General features: G+C 62.8%; 17 protein-coding genes. 8 read left to right on the top strand and 9 right to left on the bottom strand.

Features of this window, described 5'->3' with window-relative positions:
* From AC3WP7_RS13350 to AC3WP7_RS13340, 3 genes are all read right to left on the bottom strand, one after another.
* On the bottom strand, positions 1-1,787 hold a 1,787-nt coding region (locus AC3WP7_RS13350; RefSeq protein ID WP_492599328.1), incomplete at its 3' end, for a DUF6531 domain-containing protein.
* A 98-nt stretch (positions 1,788-1,885) separates the two neighbouring features.
* Positions 1,886-4,969, bottom strand: coding sequence for an efflux RND transporter permease subunit (locus AC3WP7_RS13345; RefSeq protein WP_092250272.1), 3,084 nt, complete (start codon positions 4,967-4,969; stop codon positions 1,886-1,888).
* 2 nt (positions 4,970-4,971) lie between these two features.
* Positions 4,972-6,078 (bottom strand): efflux RND transporter periplasmic adaptor subunit, encoded by a 1,107-nt coding sequence (locus AC3WP7_RS13340; protein WP_102593291.1) that lies wholly within the window; start codon positions 6,076-6,078, stop codon positions 4,972-4,974.
* 100 nt (positions 6,079-6,178) lie between these two features.
* Here AC3WP7_RS13340 and AC3WP7_RS13335 point away from each other — a divergent pair, with 100 nt between their 5' ends.
* From AC3WP7_RS13335 to AC3WP7_RS13320, 4 genes are all read left to right on the top strand, one after another.
* On the top strand, positions 6,179-7,384 hold the full coding sequence (locus AC3WP7_RS13335; RefSeq protein WP_093120918.1) for a multidrug effflux MFS transporter: 1,206 nt from the start codon (positions 6,179-6,181) through the stop codon (positions 7,382-7,384).
* A 76-nt stretch (positions 7,385-7,460) separates the two neighbouring features.
* Entirely contained in the window at positions 7,461-8,321 is an 861-nt protein-coding gene (locus AC3WP7_RS13330) for a pirin family protein (RefSeq protein WP_071489550.1), read from the top strand.
* Between the two features lie 68 nt (positions 8,322-8,389).
* Positions 8,390-9,835 carry a mechanosensitive ion channel family protein gene (locus tag AC3WP7_RS13325; protein WP_092250268.1) on the top strand — a complete coding sequence of 482 codons (1,446 nt, stop codon included), beginning with the start codon at positions 8,390-8,392 and terminating at the stop codon, positions 9,833-9,835.
* Positions 9,836-9,917: 82 nt separating this feature from the next.
* Positions 9,918-10,544: a helix-turn-helix transcriptional regulator gene (locus tag AC3WP7_RS13320; protein ID WP_071489548.1), complete on the top strand. Its 627-nt coding sequence runs from the start codon at positions 9,918-9,920 to the stop codon at positions 10,542-10,544.
* Here the strand turns inward: AC3WP7_RS13320 and AC3WP7_RS13315 are convergent.
* Positions 10,532-10,912, bottom strand: a complete 381-nt coding sequence (locus AC3WP7_RS13315) for a RidA family protein (RefSeq protein ID WP_071489547.1) — start codon at positions 10,910-10,912, stop codon at positions 10,532-10,534. The genes AC3WP7_RS13320 and AC3WP7_RS13315 overlap by 13 nt on opposite strands.
* Positions 10,909-11,874 carry a threo-3-hydroxy-L-aspartate ammonia-lyase gene (locus AC3WP7_RS13310; RefSeq protein ID WP_102593271.1) on the bottom strand — a complete coding sequence of 322 codons (966 nt, stop codon included), beginning with the start codon at positions 11,872-11,874 and terminating at the stop codon, positions 10,909-10,911. The genes AC3WP7_RS13315 and AC3WP7_RS13310 overlap by 4 nt, the downstream gene beginning before the upstream one ends.
* A gap of 113 nt (positions 11,875-11,987) precedes the next feature.
* On the opposite strand from AC3WP7_RS13310, the gene AC3WP7_RS13305 reads away from it, so the two are divergent.
* The 3 genes from AC3WP7_RS13305 to AC3WP7_RS13295 all read left to right on the top strand — a co-directional run bounded on the left by AC3WP7_RS13305 (position 11,988) and on the right by AC3WP7_RS13295 (position 14,130).
* Positions 11,988-12,605, top strand: a complete 618-nt coding sequence (locus AC3WP7_RS13305) for an LbetaH domain-containing protein (protein WP_102593272.1) — start codon at positions 11,988-11,990, stop codon at positions 12,603-12,605.
* 92 nt (positions 12,606-12,697) lie between these two features.
* A complete protein-coding gene (locus tag AC3WP7_RS13300; RefSeq protein WP_102593273.1) occupies positions 12,698-13,216 on the top strand; it encodes a sigma-70 family RNA polymerase sigma factor in 519 nt (172 codons plus the stop codon).
* On the top strand, positions 13,213-14,130 hold the full coding sequence (locus AC3WP7_RS13295; RefSeq protein ID WP_102593274.1) for a FecR domain-containing protein: 918 nt from the start codon (positions 13,213-13,215) through the stop codon (positions 14,128-14,130). The genes AC3WP7_RS13300 and AC3WP7_RS13295 overlap by 4 nt, the downstream gene beginning before the upstream one ends.
* On the opposite strand, the gene AC3WP7_RS13290 is transcribed toward AC3WP7_RS13295, so the two are convergent.
* The 3 genes from AC3WP7_RS13290 to AC3WP7_RS13280 are packed head-to-tail and all read right to left on the bottom strand — an operon-like array spanning position 14,127 to position 16,628.
* Positions 14,127-14,843, bottom strand: a complete 717-nt coding sequence (locus AC3WP7_RS13290) for an ABC transporter ATP-binding protein (RefSeq protein WP_092250256.1) — start codon at positions 14,841-14,843, stop codon at positions 14,127-14,129. The genes AC3WP7_RS13295 and AC3WP7_RS13290 overlap by 4 nt on opposite strands.
* Positions 14,840-15,661, bottom strand: coding sequence for an ABC transporter permease (locus AC3WP7_RS13285; protein ID WP_092250254.1), 822 nt, complete (start codon positions 15,659-15,661; stop codon positions 14,840-14,842). Before AC3WP7_RS13285 ends, AC3WP7_RS13290 begins: the two co-directional genes overlap by 4 nt.
* Positions 15,662-15,671: 10 nt before the next feature.
* Positions 15,672-16,628, bottom strand: coding sequence for an aliphatic sulfonate ABC transporter substrate-binding protein (locus AC3WP7_RS13280; RefSeq protein WP_102593275.1), 957 nt, complete (start codon positions 16,626-16,628; stop codon positions 15,672-15,674).
* Positions 16,629-16,947: 319 nt separating this feature from the next.
* On the opposite strand from AC3WP7_RS13280, the gene AC3WP7_RS13275 reads away from it, so the two are divergent.
* Positions 16,948-17,163 (top strand): TOBE domain-containing protein, encoded by a 216-nt coding sequence (locus tag AC3WP7_RS13275; protein WP_060752785.1) that lies wholly within the window; start codon positions 16,948-16,950, stop codon positions 17,161-17,163.
* A 37-nt stretch (positions 17,164-17,200) separates the two neighbouring features.
* Here the strand turns inward: AC3WP7_RS13275 and AC3WP7_RS13270 are convergent, their stop codons facing one another.
* Entirely contained in the window at positions 17,201-20,551 is a 3,351-nt protein-coding gene (locus AC3WP7_RS13270; protein ID WP_102592384.1) for a hypothetical protein, read from the bottom strand.
* Between the last annotated feature and the right edge of the window lie 49 nt (positions 20,552-20,600).

The raw sequence follows: 20,600 nt of genomic DNA, 5'->3' as shown, positions 1-20,600 counted from the left end.
TCCACAACGCGATGAATCTGGTAATCCACCGCCACGATGCGGCCCGACACATAGCGCAACCACAACGAGCGCCCGACGCCGTTATCCACCCGCTCAACACGCCCCAGAAAATCCCGGGTAATGCGCAGGCGGTTGTCATACGCGTCGCTGATTGCTGTCAGCACACCGTCGCGGAAGTGGTAGAAACGTGACGCTTGGGCCAGCACCAGTTCATCAGGCACAGCACCCAAATAGATTGCGGCTTCGGCCAGACTGTTGGTGATTGCGGGGCGAGAAGTCGACGGCAAGGGCAGGGTGGTGGAGCGGTTTTCATGATCGGTCCACACCACCGCATCACCCACAACCACCAGCCGATGCGCCAGCGCGTGACTCCAGCCAAACCCCAGCCCGACATCCACTTCCACCGCACTGGTGCGATACAACCGCGTCCACTCAAACGGCAAGATCCCGTCCAGCGTCCCATCGGTGAGGGTCAGGAGTTCCTCGCCGGTGACCATCGACACCGGGCAGCCGTTGGTGGCGGTCTTGTCCGAAGAGGCGGCAGCATCCCCAGCCGGATTCTTCGCAACAGCCGGCACGTCATCCACATGCTCTTGCTGAACTAACACGGTTCGCTGGGACTTGCTGCGCACCACCGGCACCGCGTTGGAAACCACCTGATCCCCAGCCTTCAACGGCGCATTCGGAATCACCCGGATCGGCGTCGCGGAGCTACCCAGCAGCAACGGCCTGGCCGCCTCGACATGCGCCTCCAACCGAGGCCCGACCAACTGGTCCGCGAGCATCTCCAGCCACTGGCGAGCCCGGCCAGGCTTGATGTGACTCATCACTTGGGCACCCAGGCGCACGGTCACGCCCATGGCTCCCGCAACCCTCACCAACAGCAAAGCGATCAACACGTCGCCGGTGATTTCCCCCATCACCTCGCTCATCGCTTGCGGCGGCAACATCCGTATCCAACTGCAGATCGCCGACAGGTAGATAAACATCAGCGGCTCGTCGCAGAGCACCAGCAGGCCATGGGCGATGGCGTCCTTGCCCAGTTTCAGCAGGTCATCCAGTTCGGTCTGGGAGACGTATTGCAGCAACTTCTGGCTGTTGCTCTTGAGGTCCGCCAGCAGGTCGTACAGTTGTGTGAAATTGTCCCAAAGGCTGTAGAACGCCTTACCCATGCCATGAAGAAACGCCTTCTCCAGCAGCCTGCGTTGATCAAGCGGGCTGGCGTCTGTGTAGTCTTTCCACTGGGCTTCGAAGGTGTTTTTCCACTCTTCGCGCAGGCGAACTTCCAACCCATCAATCACCGATTGATAAGACGCATACAGCGCCTTGAGGTGATCCTCGGAAACGTTGGGATAGAAGCTGACCCGGTATTGCTGGTCGCGCTCACACTGGTCGATTTCGAGGATGCCGCTGGGGCCGATGGTCGTGTGGATCGGCTCGCCCAGTGGGCCGCCGTTGGGGTCGACACGCTGCACCATCACCGGCGTGTTGCCGATGGGTACAAATCGCGTGCTTTGGAACAGGTGCACCAGGGTCAGCTTGCCGTTGGCCTGGCAAGTCGCAACGGTGGTGCTTGGGTAAAGAGAACGGTTGATCGGCGCGACCAGCGCCACTTCATCCCCGACCTTGAAGACTTGCTCGACATCCAGCGCCGAAACGCTCCAAAAGCTTGAAGCCCACGCGTCAAAGGTATTCAGGCATTCCCGGAAATCGCGAAAGACGCGCTCGATATCGACCGTCTTCACATCCATTGGGGTCAGGGCCAGCCTGCCAATGGCCGGGTTCAAGAAACAGCTCCAACAACCAGAAAGTCCATCTGCAATCCCTCGCACTGTGTAGTCAGGCGAGGGACTTTGCGGACCTTTTCAGGGGAGGGGAGTAGAGCTTATCCGGCGCTTACGTGGGACGTTTCGACAACTCTCGTCTTCTCCCGCCCCAGCACCAGGCTGCACAGCGCCGGCAAGAACAACAGCGTCAACACGGTGCCCACCAGCACCCCACCGATCAGCACGTAGGCCAGGGACGACCAGAACACCGACAACGTCAGCGGAATAAACGCCAGCGCCGCCGCCAGCGCGGTCAGGATCACCGGCCGTGCACGCCGCACGGTGGCTTCGATGATTGCCTCGCGAATGGCCATGCCGTGGTCCTGGTTCTGGCGAATCTGGTCGGTAAAGATCAGCGTGTTGCGCATCAGTATCCCGCCAATCCCGATCAAGCCCAGGATTGCGTTGAACCCGAACGGCTGGTTGAACAGCAGCAAGGTCGGCACCGCACCGATCAGGCCCAGCGGCGCCGTGGCGAAGACCATGAACATCACGCCGAACGAGCGCACCTGGAACATGATCACCGTGAGGGTCAGCAGGATCATGATCGGGAACAGCGCGGCCAGGGCGACGTTGGCCTTGGCGCTTTCTTCCACCGGGCCGCCGATGTCGATCTGGTAACCGGCGGGCAGTGTGGCAATCAGCGGCTGCAGGTCTTTGTACACGGCCATTTCCACGTCGGGCGGTTGCACGCCGTCGATGATGTCGGCGCGCACTTCGACGGTGGTCGCGCGGTTGCGGCGCTTGAGGATCGGTTCTTCCATCACCGCCTGGAAATGCCCGACCTGGGCCAGCGGCACGGAGGTGCCGGCGCTGTTGGTGAGGGTCATGTTGTTGAGGTTGCCGAGGTCTTCGCGCTGGCTGCCCTGGGCGCGAGCGACCACGGAGACGGTACGGTTGCCTTCGCGCACTTCGGTGATGGGATTGCCGCTGAGCAGGGCGTTGAGCTGGGATTTGACCTCGTTGGGGGTGAAGCCCAGCAAACGCAGGCGGTCCTGATCCAGCACCAGGCGATAGCCGCTGGTGCGCTCGCCCCAATCGAGGAAGGCATCCTTGGTCAACTTGTTGGCGGCGACGACTTTGCGCACGGCTTCGGACACGCCACGCAGCACATCCACATTCGGGCCGGACACACGGAACACCACCGGGAACGGCACAGGCGGGCCGAACAGCAACTGCGTGACGCGCACCCGCGCCGCCGGGAACTCTCCGGCCGCAATCCGCTCGCGCATGCGCAGTTTCAATGCATCGCGGGCATGGGAGTCCGGGGTCTGCACGATCAGCTTGGCAAACGCCGGGTCCGGCAGTTCAGGGTTCAGCGACAGGAAAAAGCGTGGCGCACCGCCGCCCACATAGGTGTCGACCATCGTGGTTTGCGGCTCTTGCAGCAGGGCTTTTTCCAACTGTGCGGCTACCGCTTCGGTACTTTTAAAGGCGCTGCCTGGCGGCATGTACACCTCAAGAATCAGTTCGGAACGGTCGGAGTTGGGAAAGAACTGCTTCTTCACCACACCCATGCCCAGCCCGCACAGCACAAACGCCGCTACCACTAGCCCGGTCACCAGCCAGCGCCTGTGCACACAGGCCTCCACCAGCGTGCGCAGTTTCTGGTAGTAGCGCCCGGCGTAGATTGCGTCATGCCCGCCGGGCACCGGCTTGATCTGCGGTAGCAGCTTCACGCCCAGGTAAGGTGTGAACACCACCGCCACCAGCCAGGATGAAATCAGCGCAAAACCGACGATCCAGAAGATATTGCCGGCATATTCCCCGGCGCCGGAGCGCGCAAAACCCACCGGTAGAAAGCCGATGATGGTCACCAGCGTGCCAGTGAGCATCGGCGCCGCCGTGGAGCTCCAGGCAAAGGTGGCGGCGTGGATGCGGTCGAAACCTTCCTCCAGTTTCACCACCATCATCTCGATGGCGATGATCGCGTCATCCACCAACAACCCCAGGGAAATAATCAGCGCGCCCAGGGTAATGCGGTCGAATTCACGCCCGGTCAGCAGCATGATCACAAACACCACCGACAAGGTCAGCGGCACCGCAGCGGCCACCACCAGGCCGACACGAAAGCCCAAGGCCAACAGGCTGATGACCATCACCACGGCGAGGGCAACGAAGAACTTGAGCATGAACTCGTTGACCGCCAGGCTGATGTTTTTCGCCTGGTCGGAGACTTTGGCGAAGTTGACCCCGAGCGGCAGGTCGGCCTGGATTCTGGCTTCCTGGGCCTTGAGGCTCTTGTCCAGTTCCAGGCCGTTCCAGTGTTTCTCCATAATCACGCCGAGCATCAGCGCCGGGTCGCCCTGGTGGCGGATGCGGTAGCTGGGCGGGTCTTCATAACCTCGGCTGACGGTGGCCACATCGGCGATGCGCAGCACGCGGCCGTTGACTTCCAGCGGCACGTTTTCGATCAGTGACAGGCTGTCGAACGCGCCGTCGATACGGATGTAGGCACGGGCGCCGGCGGTCTCGACAAAGCCCGACGGCGCCACGGCGTTCTGCGCGGCCAACGCCGAGAAAATCTGATCCGGCTTGATGCCCAGGGTCGCCAGGCGCTCATAGGAAAACTCCACGAACACCCGTTGCGCCTGCTCGCCGAGGATATTGACCTTCTTCACCCCTGGCAGGTTGAGGAAACCCTGGCGCAGTTCCTCAGCCATCTGCACCTGCTGTCGATGGGGCAGGTGTTCGGCCTCCAGGGCGTACAGCGCAAAATACACATCGGAATATTCATCGTTGAAGAACGGCCCGCTCACGCCCTTGGGCAGTCTGGCGGCTTCATCGCTGAGTTTTTTTCGGGTCTGGTAGAACAGGTCCTGGATTTCGCTGGGCCGCGTGGACTCCTTGTACGTCATGCGCATCGACACGAAACCCGGCTGGGCGATGGTCTCGACGCGGTCGTAGTAGTCCAGTTCCTGCAGGCGTTTTTCCAGGCGGTCGGCCACTTGCTCCTGCATTTCCTGGGCGGTGGCGCCGGGCCAGGCGGCAGTGATGGTCATCACCTTGACGGTGAAGGACGGGTCTTCGGCGCGACCGAGCTTGCCAAACGAGAACACCCCGGCGGCCAGGATCGCAATGATCAGGAACAACGTGACCGCACGGTGCTTGACCGCCAGTTCAGAGAGGTTGATACCACGCATGCTCAGTTGTCCTGTTTGCGGTTGAGGGCCAGGACCTGGGCGGGCAGCAGGCGTACGGCGTCACCGTCGTGCAGCAGGTGCGCACCCAGGGCGACGACGATTTGACCGGGGGTTACACCACTGTCGAGCAGCGCGTCTTCCTGGCCGAGGCTGGCGACTTTCACCGGGGCGAAACTGACCTTGTCGTCTGTGCCGATTACCCAGACACCGGGGCCTTGCCCGGCATCCTGCAAGGCGCCGATGGGTACGCGGGTTTGCTGGGCCTGGCCGTTGCCTTGCAGGCGCACGGTGATGGTCGAGCCGAGGGCGAAGCGATCGACGGCGCCATGCAATACGTAGCGGGCGCGGTAGGTGCGGGTGGTCGGGTCAGCGCTGGCGGACAGTTCGCGCAAGGTGGCGGTCACCGCCTGGTCCGGGGCGCCGAAGGCGAAGGCCAGGGCTTTCTGCGAGGCTTGTTCGCGTTGGTTTTCCGGCAGGTTGACGATAGCTTCACGGGCACCGTCGTGGGCCAGGCGCGCGACGATCTGTCCTTCGGCGACCACCTGGCCGCGGTCTGCCCGCACATCGGTGATGATGCCGTCGCCATCGGCCTTGAGCACCGAGTAGGTGCGGCGGTTTTCGATCTGGCTGGCGTCGGATTGCGCCGCGGCCAGTTCGGCTTCGGCCACGCGCAGGTTGGTTGCCGATTGGTCGAAGATCTGCCGCGACACGGCGCCGGTGCTGGCCAGGCGCTGATAGCGGTTTTCGTCGTCACGGCGTTGGCGCAATTGTGCCTGGGCGGCGCTGACGCGGTTTTTTGCCGAGCGCAGGGCCAGTTCGAAGTCGCCGATATCCAGCACCAGCAGGGTGTCACCACGGGACACATGCTGGCCGGGGTCGACCTTGCGTTCGATGACCTTGCCGCCGACCCGGAACCCCAGGTCGCTTTCGGTACGCGCCGCGACCACGCCGGTATAGGCGCTTTGCTGGGTGCCGGCCGCTTCGACTTTGGCGGCCAGGACAGGGCGAGGTTGAGGAACTTCGGCGGCGGTGTCGGCCTTGCTGTTGCAGCCATTGAGGACGATCAACAGGGCCAGGGGCGTGAGAAGACGCAGGGGGAGAGGGTGCATGGCGGGCTCCGGGGTAACCATTGGGCAAAAAATTATGGACATAATTTTTTACGCATATTATGGTCGAAATATAAATTAATCCAGCCCCCGGATGCTCCCCATGACAAACGCCCCGCTCCCATCGCGAAGCCTGCTGTTTTTACTGGTGGCCCTGACGGCACTGGGTGAGGTCTCGACCCAATTGATCATTCCCGGCCTGGGCGCCATCGAGCAGGCGCTGGCGGCGCCGGCGGGTTCGGCACTGATGGCGCTCTCGGCATTTGTCGCCGCTTTCGGCCTTGGGCAACTGTTGTTCGGCCCGCTGTCGGACCGTATTGGCCGGCGCCCGGTGCTGATCGGCGGCCTGGTGCTGTACGTGCTGGCAACCTTGTCGATGCTGCTGGTCCACGACATCCACCAGTTCATTGCCGCCCGCGTGCTGCAAGGCCTGGGCGCCTGTGCTGCGCTGGTGCTGGCGCGCACGGTGGTGCGGGATGTGTGGAAGGCCGAAGCCGGGCCGGCCCTGGCGCTGACCATGATCGGCATGCTCTACGCCATCGTGGTGGCGCCGATGGTCGGTGGCCTGCTGATCAATCTGTTCGGCTGGCACGCGCCGATCCTCCTGGCGCTGGCGATTGGCAGCGTGGTGCTGTTGCTGGCGTTGCTGTTCTTTCGCGAGAGCAACCACTACCTAGACCCCAAGGCCGGTCACTGGCGTACCCTCGGCGGGCAATACCTGGACCTGCTCAAGGGGCGCCAGTACCGGGCGTTCGCCGTGGCATTGGCGTGCACCTATGGCGCCATGTTTGCGGTAATCGCCGGTTCGTCGGCGGTGTTCATCAACCTGCTGGGCTTCAGCAGCCTGGAGTACGGCATCAATTTCGGCCTGATCGTATCGATGCTGATCGTGGGGTCCACCTATACCCGCCGCAACATCATGCGTCTGGGGCCTCAGCGGATTGTGGCGATGGGCGTGACGATGGTCGCCGCCGGCGGGGTGTCGGCCGTGGTCATTTATGAACTGTTCGGCCTGTCGGTGCTCGGCCTGGACATCCCGATTGCGCTGGTCACCCTGGGCGGTGGCCTGGTGTTGCCGGGTGCGGTGACCGGTGGGGTAATGCCCAATGCGCATCGTGCAGGCCTGGCGGCGGGACTGATGGGGTTTGCGCAGATGTTCGGCGCCACCTGCAGCGGTGTCTTGTTGAGCCAGTTGCGGGACGGCAGTGCCGCGCCGATGATCATCATCCAGGCCAGCTTCGCGCTGACGGCGTTCGTGGCGTTTCACCTGCTGCGGCAACGTCAGGCCAAGGGATTGTCCTATACGTAGGACGAACAGGGCTGCTTTTGCCGGCTAGTGCTCAACCGCCAGCAGCCTTATGGTGTATGCACTTTGGAGGTACACCATGAAAAAGCTTATCGGCATCTACACCAGCCCCCGCGCCCATTGGGTCGGCGACGGCTTCCCGGTGCGCACGTTGTTTTCCTACGACGCCATGGGCAAGCACATCAGCCCATTCCTGTTGCTGGACCACGCCGGCCCGGCCGATTTCACCCCGACCGAGCAACGTCGCGGCGTCGGCCAGCACCCCCATCGCGGCTTTGAAACCGTGACCATCGTCTACGACGGCGAAGTCGAACACCGCGATTCCACGGGTGCCGGCGGCACCATCGGCCCCGGCGACGTGCAATGGATGACCGCTGCCAAAGGCATCCTCCACGAAGAGTTCCACTCCGCCGCCTTCGCCCGCCAGGGCGGCGCGCTGGAGATGGTGCAACTGTGGGTCAACCTGCCGGCCAAGGACAAAATGGCCGATGCCGGTTACCAGACGATTGTGGATGGCGACATCCCGGTACTGCCCTTGGCCGACGACGCCGGGCAACTGCGCCTGATTGCCGGTGAGTTTGCCGGCACCCAGGGCCCGGCCCGTACCTTTACGCCGATTGACGTGTGGGACCTGCGCCTGAACCCCGGCAAGCCCGTCACCCTGGACCTGCACGAAGGGCGCAACACCGCCCTGGTGATCCTGCGCGGCACGGTACTGGTCAATGGCGAGCAAGTTGCGCGGCAGGGGCAATTGGCGTTGTTCGAGCGCGAGGGTAGCCAACTGACACTGGAGTCCAATGATGACGCCAAGGTGCTGCTGCTCAGCGGTGAGCCGATTGACGAGCCGATCGTCGGGCACGGGCCGTTTGTGATGAATACCGAGCAGGAGATTCACCAGGCGTTCGTGGACTTTCAGTCGGGTCGTTTCGGGCAGATGTAAGCACACCCGCTATACCCTGGCGCGGCATTTCATGCGATCTTCACGGCATTCGCCCTGGAGTCGCCTGGATGCCCTCATTTATCGCTGATCACCCGATGCTGTGCGCCCTGGCGCTGATCTTGATCGACATCGCCGTGTGGCGCCTGATTTCCGCCAACCTCGCCAACTGGAAGCTGGCGGCGCGGTTGGTGATCTTTGCGGTGTTCAGCGCGGTGCTGTTCAACGATGGCATGAACCCCATGCAACTGGCGCCCTATGCGGACAACACCGCCTTGCACCTGGCCGCCACGGCCTTGCAGATCGGCTGGTGGCTGTTCGCGGCGCGTACGCTGACGGTGTTGCTCGGCACGCTCATGATGCAGCGGGTCGGGCATACCGGCCGCCTGTTGCAGGACCTGATGGGGGCGGTGATCTTCCTGATCGCGATCATTGCCGCCATGGCCTACGTGCTCGACTTGCCGGTCAAGGGTGTGCTCGCCACCTCCGGCGCGGTAGCGATCATTGTCGGCCTGGCGCTGCAAAGTACCTTGAGTGACGTGTTCTCCGGGATCGTCCTCAACACCACCAAGCCTTATCAAATCGATGACTGGATCTCCATCGACGGCACCGAAGGCCGGGTGACGGACATCGATTGGCGCGCCACGCGCCTGCAAACCTCCCAGGGCAGCATGGCGGTGATTCCCAACTCCCTGGCGGCCAAGGCCAAGATCATCAATTTCTCGCGCCCGGCGGACATGTTCGGCCTGGCGGTCAGCCTGCAGGTCAGCCCCCATGCGCGGCCGCAAACGGTGATCGAAGCCCTGGAGCGGGCGATGCAAGGGTGTCGGCCGCTGCTGGGCACGCCGGCGCCAAGTGTGGCGTTCAAGACGTCGGCCAGTGGTGGCGTCGAGTATGAAATCAGCGGATTCGTACCGGCCATGGCCCTCAAGCGCGAAGTGCGCAACCAGCTTTACGACCTGGCTTTCCGGCATCTGCAGGCGGCGGGCGTCGGCGTGCTGTCGGCCACTGAAAGCAGCGCGCCACCGGCCATGTCCGCAGCGCGCGCTTTATTGGAGCGTTCGTCGATTTTTTCCACCCTGCGCCAGGAAGAGAAAGACACCTTCAGCCAGAACATGACCCTGCACACCTATCGCGCCGGCGAGATGATCCTGCCGGCCGGGGAGGTCAGCGATCATTTGTTCATCGTTGAGTCCGGTGTGGTCTCGGTGATGCTGACCAAGGGCGGGCACAAATTCGAAGCCGGGCGCATGGGGCCGGGTGAGGTGATCGGCGAGGCCGGGATCCTGTCGGACCAGGCGACGCTGGCGGATTTCTCGGCCAAGACGTTCTGCACCCTGTACCGCATCGAGAAGGAATACTTGAAGCCGTGCCTGGATGCGCGCCACGACATCGGCGAAGCGATGAAGGCCTTGCTGGATTTCCGTGTGCACGCCGCGCAGGCGCTGACGCAAGAGGCACCGGTGGTGCCTGTCAAGAAAGGCTTTCTGCAGTGGTTGCGCCAGCGTGGTCTCTGACCGCACGCCTCGGGTACGGGCGCCACACTGAGGGGCAGGGGGTAAATTGACGCCCTGTCCAGGACTGGATATGTTGTCTTGCATGAAAACCACCTCTCCCGACGATACTCACTTGATCAGCCAGCTCGAACAGATCGCCGAAGGCCTGAGCAAGACCTTCAGCCCCTTCTGCGAAGTGGTCCTGCACGACTTGCGCGACCCCCGGCACTCGATCCTGGCCATCCACAACAACTTGTCCGGGCGTGCACCGGGCGACCCGACCACCGAGCTGGGCCTGGCGCGCATTGCCGACCCCGACTACCCGCAAGTCATCGCCAACTACCAGAACCAGTTCAGCGACGGCCGCCAGGTCAAGAGCACGTCGATCGGCATAAAGGGCGCCGGCGGCGAGTACGTCGCGGCCTTGTGCATGAACGTCGACCTCTCGTTGTTCCGGGGCTTGCAAGGCATGCTCGAACAATTCGGCTCGGTCAGCGGCGACAAGCTCATCGAGTCCCTGGACCCTTCCGGCGCCGACGTGATCCGTGCGCGCATCGACCAGTTCGCCGCACGCCTGGCCACCACTCCGCGCGCGCTGAAGACGGCCGACCGGCGTGTGCTGATGCAGGAACTCAAGGACTCGGGGTGCCTGGACATCCGCCGGGCCATGGAAACGGTGGCGTCCCATCTGGGCGTGTCGCGTGCGGCGGTCTACACCTACGCCAAGTAGCGCGCCATGGCCTCGATCTCGATCAGGTAACCGTGGTGCAACTCCGGCACCGGCACCACCGCACGGGCAGGGCGGTGCTCGCCCAGCGCGGCAGCATAAAGGCCATCGAAGGCCGGCCAATGCTCGACGCCGGCTACGTACACGGTGACCTTCACCAGGTCCTGCGCGGTTCCGCCGGCGGCGTTGAGGATGGCCAATAGATTATCCAGGGCAATTCGTGCCTGTTCGGCAAATGACGCTGCCAGGTTGTGCCGCCCATCCGGGCTCACCGGCAATTGGCCGGAGATATACAGCGTGTCGCCGTGGCGGATGGCTTGCGAGTAATGGCCGGCAGGCTGTGCCGCATGGGCGGTCTGGATGATGTTCATGAGGCCTCGCAGAGCAGGGCCGCGTACTTTTCGATATCGACGTTGCCACCGGTGACGATAATGCCCACGCGCTGGCCCTTGAAACGTTCACCCTCGTTGAGCAACGCGGCCAAGCCCAGGCAGCCAGTGGGCTCGACCACCATTTTCATGCGTTGCATAAAGAACTTCATGGCGCCGACCAACTCGGCATCCGACACGGTGAGGATGTCATTGACCTGGTCGCGGATGATCGGGAAGGTGCAGTTGCCCAGGTGCTGGGTCTGGGCACCATCGGCAATGGTCGCCGGCGTATCGATGTGCACGATGCTGCCGCTGCGGAACGAGCGCTGGCCGTCATTGCCGGCTTCGGGTTCCACGCCGTACAGCTGGCAATCCGGCGCCAGGGCACGGGTCGACAACGCCGTGCCCGAGAGCATGCCGCCACCACCCAGGCCAACGAACAATCCATCCAGCGGGCCGGTGAACTCCAGCAGTTCCTTGGCGGCGGTGCCTTGCCCGGCAAGGATATGCGGGTGGTCGTAGGGCGGGATCAGGGTCAGGCCCTGCTCGGTGGCCAGGTCGCGGCCGATCTGTTCGCGGTCTTCGGTGAAGCGGTCATACAGCACCACACTGGCGCCGTAGCCACGGGTCGCCGCGACCTTGGCCGCCGGCGCATCGCTGGGCATCACGATGGTTGCCGGCATGCCCAGCAACTGCGCCGCCAGGGCAATGCCCTGGGCGTGGTTGCCGGACGAGAACGCCACCACCCCGGCCTTGCGCTGCTGTGCATCGAACTGCGACAGGGCATTGAACGCACCCCGGAACTTGAAGGAACCGGCGCGTTGCAGGTTTTCGCACTTGATGAACACTTGGGCGCCGGTCAGTGCGTCGAGGGTGCGCGAGGTGAACACAGGGGTGTGATGGGCGACACCGTCAAGGCGTTGGGCGGCGGCGACGACATCTTGGTAAGTCGGCAATGGCATGGGACGGACCTCATTGACTGATCTGGATAAAATATCCATAACAAGACAAACAGTAAAGCCTGGTGTGCGCATGTTAGCGTTTTGCACTTCTCTGACCGCCGGAGGATTCAACATTGATCCGCCTCACCGACTATATTTCAGATTTCTCCCACTCTCCTCTTGCACCCTGGGCCGACCTCGCGCCCTGGGCGCTGGCCGCCCAGGCGCCTGCCGTTGTTCGCCAACTCCTGGCCGAACTGCCGGTAGACCAGTACGTCATCCAGGATGAGATCGCCATCCACCGTACCGCCACCGTCGAACCGGGCGCGCTGCTCAAGCCACCCCTGATCATCGGCGCCCATTGCTTTATCGCCAGCGGTTCGCTGCTGCGCGGAGGCTGCTGGCTGGAGGAACACTGCATCATCGGCCCGGGTGCCGAGTTGAAGACCTCCTTCATGTTCAGCGGCAGCAAGCTGGCGCACTTCAATTTCGTCGGTGATTCGGTGCTGGGGCACGGCATCAACCTGGAGGCGGGAAGCATCGTCGCCAACTACCGTAACGAGCGTGATGACAAGGAGGTGCGAGTGCGGGTCGACGGCACTTTGCAGCGTACCGGTTGCGACAAGTTTGGCGCGTTGCTCGGCGACCAGTGCCGTATCGGCGCCAATGGGGTGTTGGCGCCGGGTGCGGTGCTCAAGCCGGGGAGTGTGGTGGGGCGTGGGCAGGTGTTCGATGCTGAAGCCTCCCTATAAACACAGTGTTGAAAAGATCATGGTCAGTCAGCGCGATATTAAATAGAATGAATCTCATTTGAGACTCACTCGCGCCGCGCAGGTCGCTTGCCATGAATGATGCTGTTGTTCCGACCCACGCCCCCGAACTGACCTTGTCGAGCCTGTACCGCGACCATCGCAGCTGGCTGGAAAGCTGGCTGCGCCGGCGCCTGGGCAATGCCTGGGATGCTGCCGACCTGAGCCAGGATACGTTCCTGCGCGTACTCGCCAGCGCCCAGCCGATTGCGCAGATGCAGGAGCCGCGTGCTTATCTGGTGACCGTCGGCAAACGCCTGCTGGTCAATTTCCATCAGCGACGCAGCCTTGAGCAGGCCTATTTGAACGCCCTGGCGAGCCTGCCGGAAGCCTGCGTGCCATCGCCCGAACAGCGCTGGCTGGTGCTCGAGACCCTGCAAGCCCTGGACGAGTTGCTCGATGGCTTGCCGGTGCTGGTGCGCCGTGCCTTCCTGTGGAGCCAGCTGGAAGGCCTGGGCTATCGGGACATCGCCGATCGGCTCGAGGTGTCTGAGCGCACGGTCAAACGCTACATGGCCCAGGCCTACGAACATTGCCTGCTGGTGGACCTGTGAGCCGTGACGTCGCCCGCGCCGCTGCCCAATGGCTGGCGCTGCTCGAATCCGGCGCGGCCACCGAGCGTGACCACGCCGCGTTGCAGCACTGGCGAGACAGCCACCCCCAGCACGAGCAGACCTGGCAAAAAGCCCAGACCCTGCGCCAGCGTTTCAGTGACTTGCCCCAGGCCCTGGCGATGGCCAGCCTCGACCGTCCGCAACCGGGGCGGCGCGCGGTGCTCAAGCGTGCATTGGGTATCGCAGCCTTGGTGCCGACGGCCTGGCTGGTCAGCCGCCAGTTGCCCATCGAGGCGTGGCGCGCCGACCTGCACACCGCCACCGGCGAGCGCAGGCGCATGTCCCTGGCCGATGGCGGCAGCTTGCAGCTCAACACGGCGACAGCGGTGGACATGGACCTTGCACAGCGGCGCATCACACTGGTGGACGGTGAGCTGGCGCTGAATGTGCCAGGGCCATCGGCGATGACGGTGCAGACCCGCTATGGCGAGTTGCGGGTCAGCCAGGCTGAGGTGTGTGTCCGTCAGATGGCCAAGGGTTGTCTGGTGTCGGTGCTCCAGGGCTCGGTTCAGGTACGCGACTTGAACGGGCAAATGGTGACGTTGCCGGGTGGTCGGCAAGCCTCGCTGCAAGCCGACGGGCTCGGCGCCTGGGCTCCGTTCGATGTGTTGCAACCGGGCTGGCGCGACGGCGTGCTGACCGCACAGAACCAGACACTGGGCGACTTTTTACGGGAGTTGGAACGTTATCGTCCCGGTGTGTTGCGCTGGGATCCGAGCCTGGAAACATTGCGAGTGACCGGCAGTTTTCGCCTGGACGACACTGACCGCATCCTCAACCTGCTGGCCCAGACCCTGGGGCTCGAGGTGCAGGCGCGGACGCGGTACTGGGTGACCTTGCGCAAGATCGCCTAGATCACGTGTGCCTGCTGCAACGCCGTCAGTGACAGCGCCTTCAGTTGCGCCAGCCGCGGATCACGCCGGTCCCTGGGGTGTGGCAATTCCACTGCAAGCGCCTGGCGAATGCTGCTCGGCCGGTTATCCATCACCAGCACCCGATCACTCAAATATAACGCCTCGTCGACATCATGGGTCACCAGCAACAAGGCGATGGCATGGTGTTCGGCCAGTTGCAGCAGCAGGTCCTGCAGCTTCATGCGGGTAAACGCGTCCACCGCGCTGAACGGTTCATCCAGCAGCAATACCTGTGGGCGTGAGTACAAACCGCGTGCGATGGCCACTCGCTGCGCCATGCCGCCGGACAATGCCTTGGGCAACGCCTGGGCAAAGCCCTTGAGGCCGACTTCCTCTATCAGTTGCGTGACCCAGGCCCTGTCGTAATGGTTGTCGTCGCTGAAACCGATGTTCTGTTCCACCGTGAGCCAGGGCATCAGTCGGGGTTCCTGGAACACAAAGGCGACTTCGCCGTCGGGGCTGCGCAGTTCGCCCTGGAAGTCCTGTTCCAGGCCGGCGACAATGCGCAGCAAGGTGCTTTTGCCGCAGCCACTGGGCCCCAGCAGGCTCACGGCTTCGCGAGGTTGCAGGGCCAGGCGCACGTCTTTCAGCACGGTGGTGTCGGCGAAACGCTTGCGCGCTACATGAATATCCAACAACGCTCGCACGCTCATTGCCCTGCTCCCTGGAAGGTGTCGCGCCAGGCCAGGCAACGCTTTTCCAGCGCGGCGAGCAGGCCATCGCTGACCTTGCCCAGCAGCGCCAACACGATGATCGCCGCCAGCACGATGTCCGGCCGCGAGGTCTCCCGCCCATCGCTGAGCAGGTAACCCAAGCCTTTGGTGGCCGCGATCAACTCGGCTGCCACCAGAAACATCCACGCCAGGCTCAAGCCGCTGCGCAACCCGGTGAACAGGCCGGGCAGGGCGGCCGGCAACAGGATACGACGCACCAGGCGCCGCCGACTGAAACCGTACATCTGCCCGACTTCCACCAGCTTGCGGTCGATGTCGCGGATGGCCGCCACGCCGTTGAGGTACACCGGGAAAAACGCGCCGATTGCGATCAGTACGATCTTCGAGGTTTCGTCGATGCCCAACCACAGCAGCAACAGCGGCACCCAGGCCAGGCTGGGGATCGAGCGCAAGCCGGCGAAGGTCGGTTCCAGATAGGCCTCGGCTTCACGGCTCAACCCCACCCAGGCGGCAAACACCAACGCCAGGCTGGCACCAATGACGAACCCCAGCACTACCCGGCCGAGGCTGGCGCTGATGTGTTTCCACAGTGCGCCTTCGGCCAGGTCGGTGAGGGTCAGCGCAATTTCGCTGGGCGCCGGCATCTGGTAGGACGGCAGCCAGCCCACCCGAACCACTACCTCCAGCACCAGCAGGATCAGCACCGGCAACACCAGGCCCTTGAGGCGCCTCGGCCAGGCACTGCGATTGATCGCCAAGGGCGTGGCAAGAGGCACTGCTTGGGTTTTGCTGGTCATCACGTGCTCCTCAGTGGCCGAACGAAGTGTCGATCAACTGGTCGATCACCTGGTCCACATTCACGCCTTTGCGCACCAACTCTTCGGACACCAGGATCGGTGCGGCGGCCTTGGACGACACCACGTCCTTGCTGCTCAAGAACGGCGTGCTCAGGTCGGTACGCGAGAGTTGCAGCCTGGCCACTTCCAACGGCAGGCCGGACTCGTCGGCCAGCAGCCTGGCAAATTCATCAGGGTGCTTGACCGCCCAGTCCCGGGCCTTTTCATAGGCGCCGATGACCTTGGTGATGGTTTGCGGATGAGCCTTGGCGAACTTCTCGGTGACGCTCACCACACCGTAGCTGTTGAAGTCCTTGTTGCGGTACAGCAGGCGCGAACCAGCCTGGATTTGACTGGCGGCCATGTGCGGGTCGAGACCGGCCCAGGCATCCACGTCACCTTTTTCCAAGGCGGTGCGGCCGTCCGGGTGTTGCAGGTGCACCAGCTCCACGTCGTCCTTTTTCAGCCCGGCCTTTTGCAGGCTGCGCAAGGTGAACAGGTACGGGTCGGTGCCTTTGGTGGCGGCGATTTTCTTGCCCTTGAGGTCGCTGACGCTGTTGAGCGGTGAATCCTTGCGCACCACCAGGGCGGTCCATTCGGCGCGGCTGTAGACGTACACCGACTTGATCGGGCTGCCGTTGGCGCGGCTCAGTACCGCGGACAGGCTGGCCGAAGAAGCGAAATCCACGCCGCCACTGTTGAGGTATTCCAGGGACCGGTTACTGCCCTGGCTCAATACCCAGCCCACTTTGGAGTCCGGCAAGGCTTGTTCGAGCCAGCCGAAATGCTTGAGCACCAGGCTGACAGGCGAGTAGTAGGCGTAGTCCAGGTTGACTTCGACTGGATCGGTTTCGGTGGCGTGGGCCAGCGGTTGCAGGCACAGGGCAAGGGCGCAGGCGCCCAATAGACGTTGGGTGAGGGGGTTCATGGAACAGCTCCGGCAAGGCGTTGAGAGAAGGCTTTTCTTATATTCAGAAAAATAAAACCGCATGCTCCATCATGCTTTTAAAGAATATGCAGTCTCTGTGCCATTGGCTTCGGACGCGTAATCACGGGGGCTTCGAGGGGGAAGGGCTGTGGTGGGAGAGGGCAAACTGTTGATCAGCTGTTTATGGTGCAACAGCTTTTATATATCAATAAAGAATAAATAAAGAGATATATATTCCTTTTAATATGTTCGTCGATGGCGCATTTTGAGGGCCTGCGCATTCGTGCGGATTGACCCAACAGCCTGAAGGAAAGCCGACATGACCATTAAAGCCATCAATGTGCGCAACCAGTTCAAGGGCGTGATCAAGGAAATCCTGCAAGGGGAAGTGGTGTCGGAAATCGACGTGCAGACCGCGTCCGGCATCGTCACATCGGTGATCACCACCCGTTCGGTGCGTGACCTGGAATTGAAAGTAGGCAGTGAAGTGATTGCCTTTGTGAAGTCCACCGAAGTGTCCATCGCCAAGTTGTAAATGACAGCCCCCGCACTCAGGCGGGGGCTGGCATGACTCAAGCGATCTTCGGTCCACTGCCACCCGGTGGATGCGGCTGCGGTCTCTCCGGCGGCGCATCCGTCGGCAGGCTCTTGGGTTTCTCGTTCGGGTCCTTGTAGCCCTTGTGCAAGCCGCCATCCAGGCGGTTGCTCGACGAGCCGCCTTTTTGTGGCGTCTGGTCGAAGTGTTCCCACTCCGATTGCTGGAAGCGGAAGATGCTGTCGTCGGTCGGCGCGTCACGGCCACCGTAATGGTGGATTTCGTAGTGGGCGTATTCGACCTTGTCGGCCCAGTTGTCCTGCAACAGACCGTCGCCCGCCAGGTCGCGGTACCAGTCGTTTTCCTTCTCGGTGGCCTTCTGCTTTTTGTTGTGGTCGACAAAGTAGCCGATGATCCCGCCGACCACCGCCAGCACCACACCCACCAGGAACAACGGCCCGGTCAACGCCGCCGCCGTGCCCGCGCCAAACAGCGCCGCAGCCCCCAGTACCCCGGCCGATGCACCGAACGCACCGCCGGCCACTTGCAGGCCGCCGGCCGCCTGGGCCAAGGGGTCTTTGTCCTTCACGCCGCTCTTGATCGCCAGTGCGCCCAGTACGATGTCGGCAAAACCGCCGGCAATGTCCGTGGCCGGGCCCAGCACCTTGATCACGGAACCGGCGATCTTCGCCGATTTGGACGCGCCGAGCTTGGCCGCGCCCGCAGCGGCCAGGCCGTCGTCCAGGTGGGTGGCCAGGCCTTCGGTGGCTTCGGTGACGGCCTTGTCGCCTTCGCCGAACATCTTGGCGATGCCGTCGTACTGGCTGTCCGGCACCGCATCGAGGGCCGTGGCGATCTTGGCTTTGACATCCGAGGGCAGTTCGCTGACGCGGAATTCGAAGTTCGGCTCCTGCATGCCGGTCTTGCCCCAGATCTCCGGCAGAGTCTTGTCCAGCCCGAGGAAATCCACCAGGCCGCCTTTGCCCAGGCTCTCGCCGATCTTGTCGCCCAGGCGCACAAAGTGGCTGGAGCCGCCGGCAAAACTCAGGAAGTCCTTGGCGATGGTCATGCGTTGCGCTGGGGTTTCGCCGAGCTTGCCGCCTTTGCCCACCAGTTGGTAAATCCCGGAAAACAGGCTCACACCGGCGCCCAGTGAACCGAGGATGCCTTTGCTGTTGAGGGTGTTGAACACCTCGCCGAGCATGCCGCGATCAGCCACCGGAATGTAGGGTTTGCTCAGGGCGGTTTTCAGGTCGGCTTCGCTGATCACGCCGTTTTTCTGGTACACGGCGCCCAGCTCTTCCAGGGCCTTGGTGACGGCGGCGGATTTTTCCTTGCCTTGCAGGCCTTCGTTGAGGAATTTCTCCAGGGTTTCCTGGGTGCGGCGCGGCAAGTCCAGCACGTTGCCCTTGAGCACGCCTTTGAGCAGGCCGAACAGGTCCTTGGTCGCCAGTTCCTTGTTCTCGTCAGAGATTTTGCTCGGGTCCGACAGAATGGCATTCAGGTCGGTGGTCAAGCCGTCCGCCTGGATGTTCTGCGCGGCTTTGCTGGCGGCCGCCGGGTCGAACAGCGACAGCGACGTCAGGGTGTCGCTGAGGTCTTTCTGCGCCTCGTAGGTCTTGCCCTGGCTTTGCAGGTCCTTGAGGTACAGCACGTAGTCCGGGTTGGAGGTGAGGTCGAGCAGCTTCTGCTTGATCTCGTCCTTGTTCGGCAGCTTGTTGATCGCCTCGTCCATCTTCGACTTATAGTCGGCCTGCACGGTGGGGTCGTTGAACAGTTCGCCGATCTGCTTCTGCACGGCCTTGCCGTCGATGATGTCGTGCATGTCGGCCGAGGTCAGCTCGGTCTGCTTGTCATCGAACTCGCGCCAGGTCGTGCCGAATGGGCGCTTGGCTTCTTCGTAGCCGGTGATGCCATGGCCGTTCTGGTACGCGGCTTGCGCTTCGAGGGCCCGGACCAGCTTCGCACGCGGGTCGTCCTTGGGGATCGAGCCGTTCTTCACGCCTTCGCGGTAGGTGTCGATCAGTTGCGTGGTGGCCAGCTCGCTGACGCTGAGGGTCGGCGATTTATCGTCCTTTTCATCGGCGTGCACGCCGGTGTCCAGGTTCAGCACATCCAGGTCGTCGGCCTTGGGCAGGTTGTGCTTGGCGCGGGTGTCGTCCACCGAGCTGGCGCTCCAGGCTTCCCACTTGGCCGCCACGTCGTCGTAGAGCTGCGGGCTGAGCTCCTTGGAGACGATCACCTTGCCTTCGCTGGTTTCATAGCGGATCAGGCCGTCGCCCAGTTCATCCGGGGAGCCGAAGGTGATATCGGTGTTTTTCAGGAAGTCATTCGGCCCGGCCAGCTTGTAGCCTTCGCCCTCGCTGGTGTGGATCTTGGCCCAGGTGTCATTGGCGGTGGCGACGCTCTTGAACAGCTCGGGGCTGACGTCGGACGACACCACCACCTTGGTGCCGTCATGCAGCTCGTAGGTGAGGATGTGGTCTTTCTGGTCGTTGTTCCAACTGAAGTTCTTGTAGTCGTTCAGGCCCGGCAACGGGGTGTTGGCATCGGCCAGTACCGCGCCGTTGTTCAGTTCGCCTTCCACCACGGCTTTCTTGCCGGGGTCGGTGTAGACCGCGTGCAGGCCTGCCAGGTAGTCGAACAGCTTGGGGTTGTCGTCGCGGGCCACCACCATTTTCTGGCCGTTGCTTTCAAAGCGGATCAGGCCCGGGCCGACTTCATCCACAGGGCCCACCGTGGTGCCCGCGTAGGGCGGCCACACTTCATTGTCGCTGGCGCGCTTGTACCCGGCGTCTTCACTGCTGGACAGGCCGGTAAAGCTGGCATAGGCGTCCTTGGCTTTCTGGAAGGCTTCGGGGTTGTCACGCTGGCTGATGACGACCTTGGTGCCGTCCTGGGTCTCGTAGCGGATCACACCCGGTCCGGTTTCATCCGGTGGGCCGAGGGATTTGTAATCGGCGAGTTTGCCCGGCGCAGTGCCGTCGGCGCCGAGGCTCTGGTAGCCGGCATTCTGGCTGGCGACCACACCGGTCAGTGCCTTGAAATCCTGGCTGACCTGCTTGAACAGCTCGGGGCTGTCCTGTTCGCTGACGATGACTTTCTTGCCGTCCTGGGTTTCATAACGGATCAAGCCGGGGCCGACTTCATCGGGCGGGCCGATGGCCTTGTAGTCGGCCAACGTCTCTGGCGGCGTAGCTTCCTTGGCGGCCAGCTCATAGCCGTCTTTTTTACTGGCCTCCAGCCCCGATGGTGTCTTGTCCTGGACCTCGACCTTCTTGTTGTTGGCGCTTTGCTTGAGCAACGCATGGAACTGCGCGCCGTACTTGGGCGGCGTGCGGGGGAGGACTTTGGGGTCGGACGAGCGATCGAGGGGCTGGGTCGTCATGCCATGAAACTCCTGCTGTTACCGGTGGGGCGTATCGGCAAAAACAGTA

The organism is Pseudomonas sp. FW305-3-2-15-C-LB1, assembly GCF_058787615.1.
The sequence above is the reverse complement of the archived record's forward strand: the minus strand, read 5'-3'. Positions and strand labels throughout refer to the sequence as shown.

What these genes read in the sequence shown, in the direction of transcription:
- AC3WP7_RS13325 (WP_092250268.1), top strand. Translation starts at nt 8,390, where the DNA reads ATGCCCTCATTTATCGCTGATCACCCGATGCTGTGCGCCCTGGCGCTG.
- AC3WP7_RS13315 (WP_071489547.1), bottom strand. Translation starts at nt 10,912, where the DNA reads ATGAACATCATCCAGACCGCCCATGCGGCACAGCCTGCCGGCCATTAC.
- AC3WP7_RS13310 (WP_102593271.1), bottom strand. Translation starts at nt 11,874, where the DNA reads ATGCCATTGCCGACTTACCAAGATGTCGTCGCCGCCGCCCAACGCCTT.
- AC3WP7_RS13345 (WP_092250272.1), bottom strand. Translation starts at nt 4,969, where the DNA reads ATGCGTGGTATCAACCTCTCTGAACTGGCGGTCAAGCACCGTGCGGTC.
- AC3WP7_RS13340 (WP_102593291.1), bottom strand. Translation starts at nt 6,078, where the DNA reads ATGCACCCTCTCCCCCTGCGTCTTCTCACGCCCCTGGCCCTGTTGATC.
- AC3WP7_RS13280 (WP_102593275.1), bottom strand. Translation starts at nt 16,628, where the DNA reads ATGAACCCCCTCACCCAACGTCTATTGGGCGCCTGCGCCCTTGCCCTG.
- AC3WP7_RS13275 (WP_060752785.1), top strand. Translation starts at nt 16,948, where the DNA reads ATGACCATTAAAGCCATCAATGTGCGCAACCAGTTCAAGGGCGTGATC.
- AC3WP7_RS13290 (WP_092250256.1), bottom strand. Translation starts at nt 14,843, where the DNA reads ATGAGCGTGCGAGCGTTGTTGGATATTCATGTAGCGCGCAAGCGTTTC.
- AC3WP7_RS13270 (WP_102592384.1), bottom strand. Translation starts at nt 20,551, where the DNA reads ATGACGACCCAGCCCCTCGATCGCTCGTCCGACCCCAAAGTCCTCCCC.
- AC3WP7_RS13335 (WP_093120918.1), top strand. Translation starts at nt 6,179, where the DNA reads ATGACAAACGCCCCGCTCCCATCGCGAAGCCTGCTGTTTTTACTGGTG.
- AC3WP7_RS13330 (WP_071489550.1), top strand. Translation starts at nt 7,461, where the DNA reads ATGAAAAAGCTTATCGGCATCTACACCAGCCCCCGCGCCCATTGGGTC.
- AC3WP7_RS13285 (WP_092250254.1), bottom strand. Translation starts at nt 15,661, where the DNA reads ATGACCAGCAAAACCCAAGCAGTGCCTCTTGCCACGCCCTTGGCGATC.
- AC3WP7_RS13320 (WP_071489548.1), top strand. Translation starts at nt 9,918, where the DNA reads ATGAAAACCACCTCTCCCGACGATACTCACTTGATCAGCCAGCTCGAA.
- AC3WP7_RS13300 (WP_102593273.1), top strand. Translation starts at nt 12,698, where the DNA reads ATGAATGATGCTGTTGTTCCGACCCACGCCCCCGAACTGACCTTGTCG.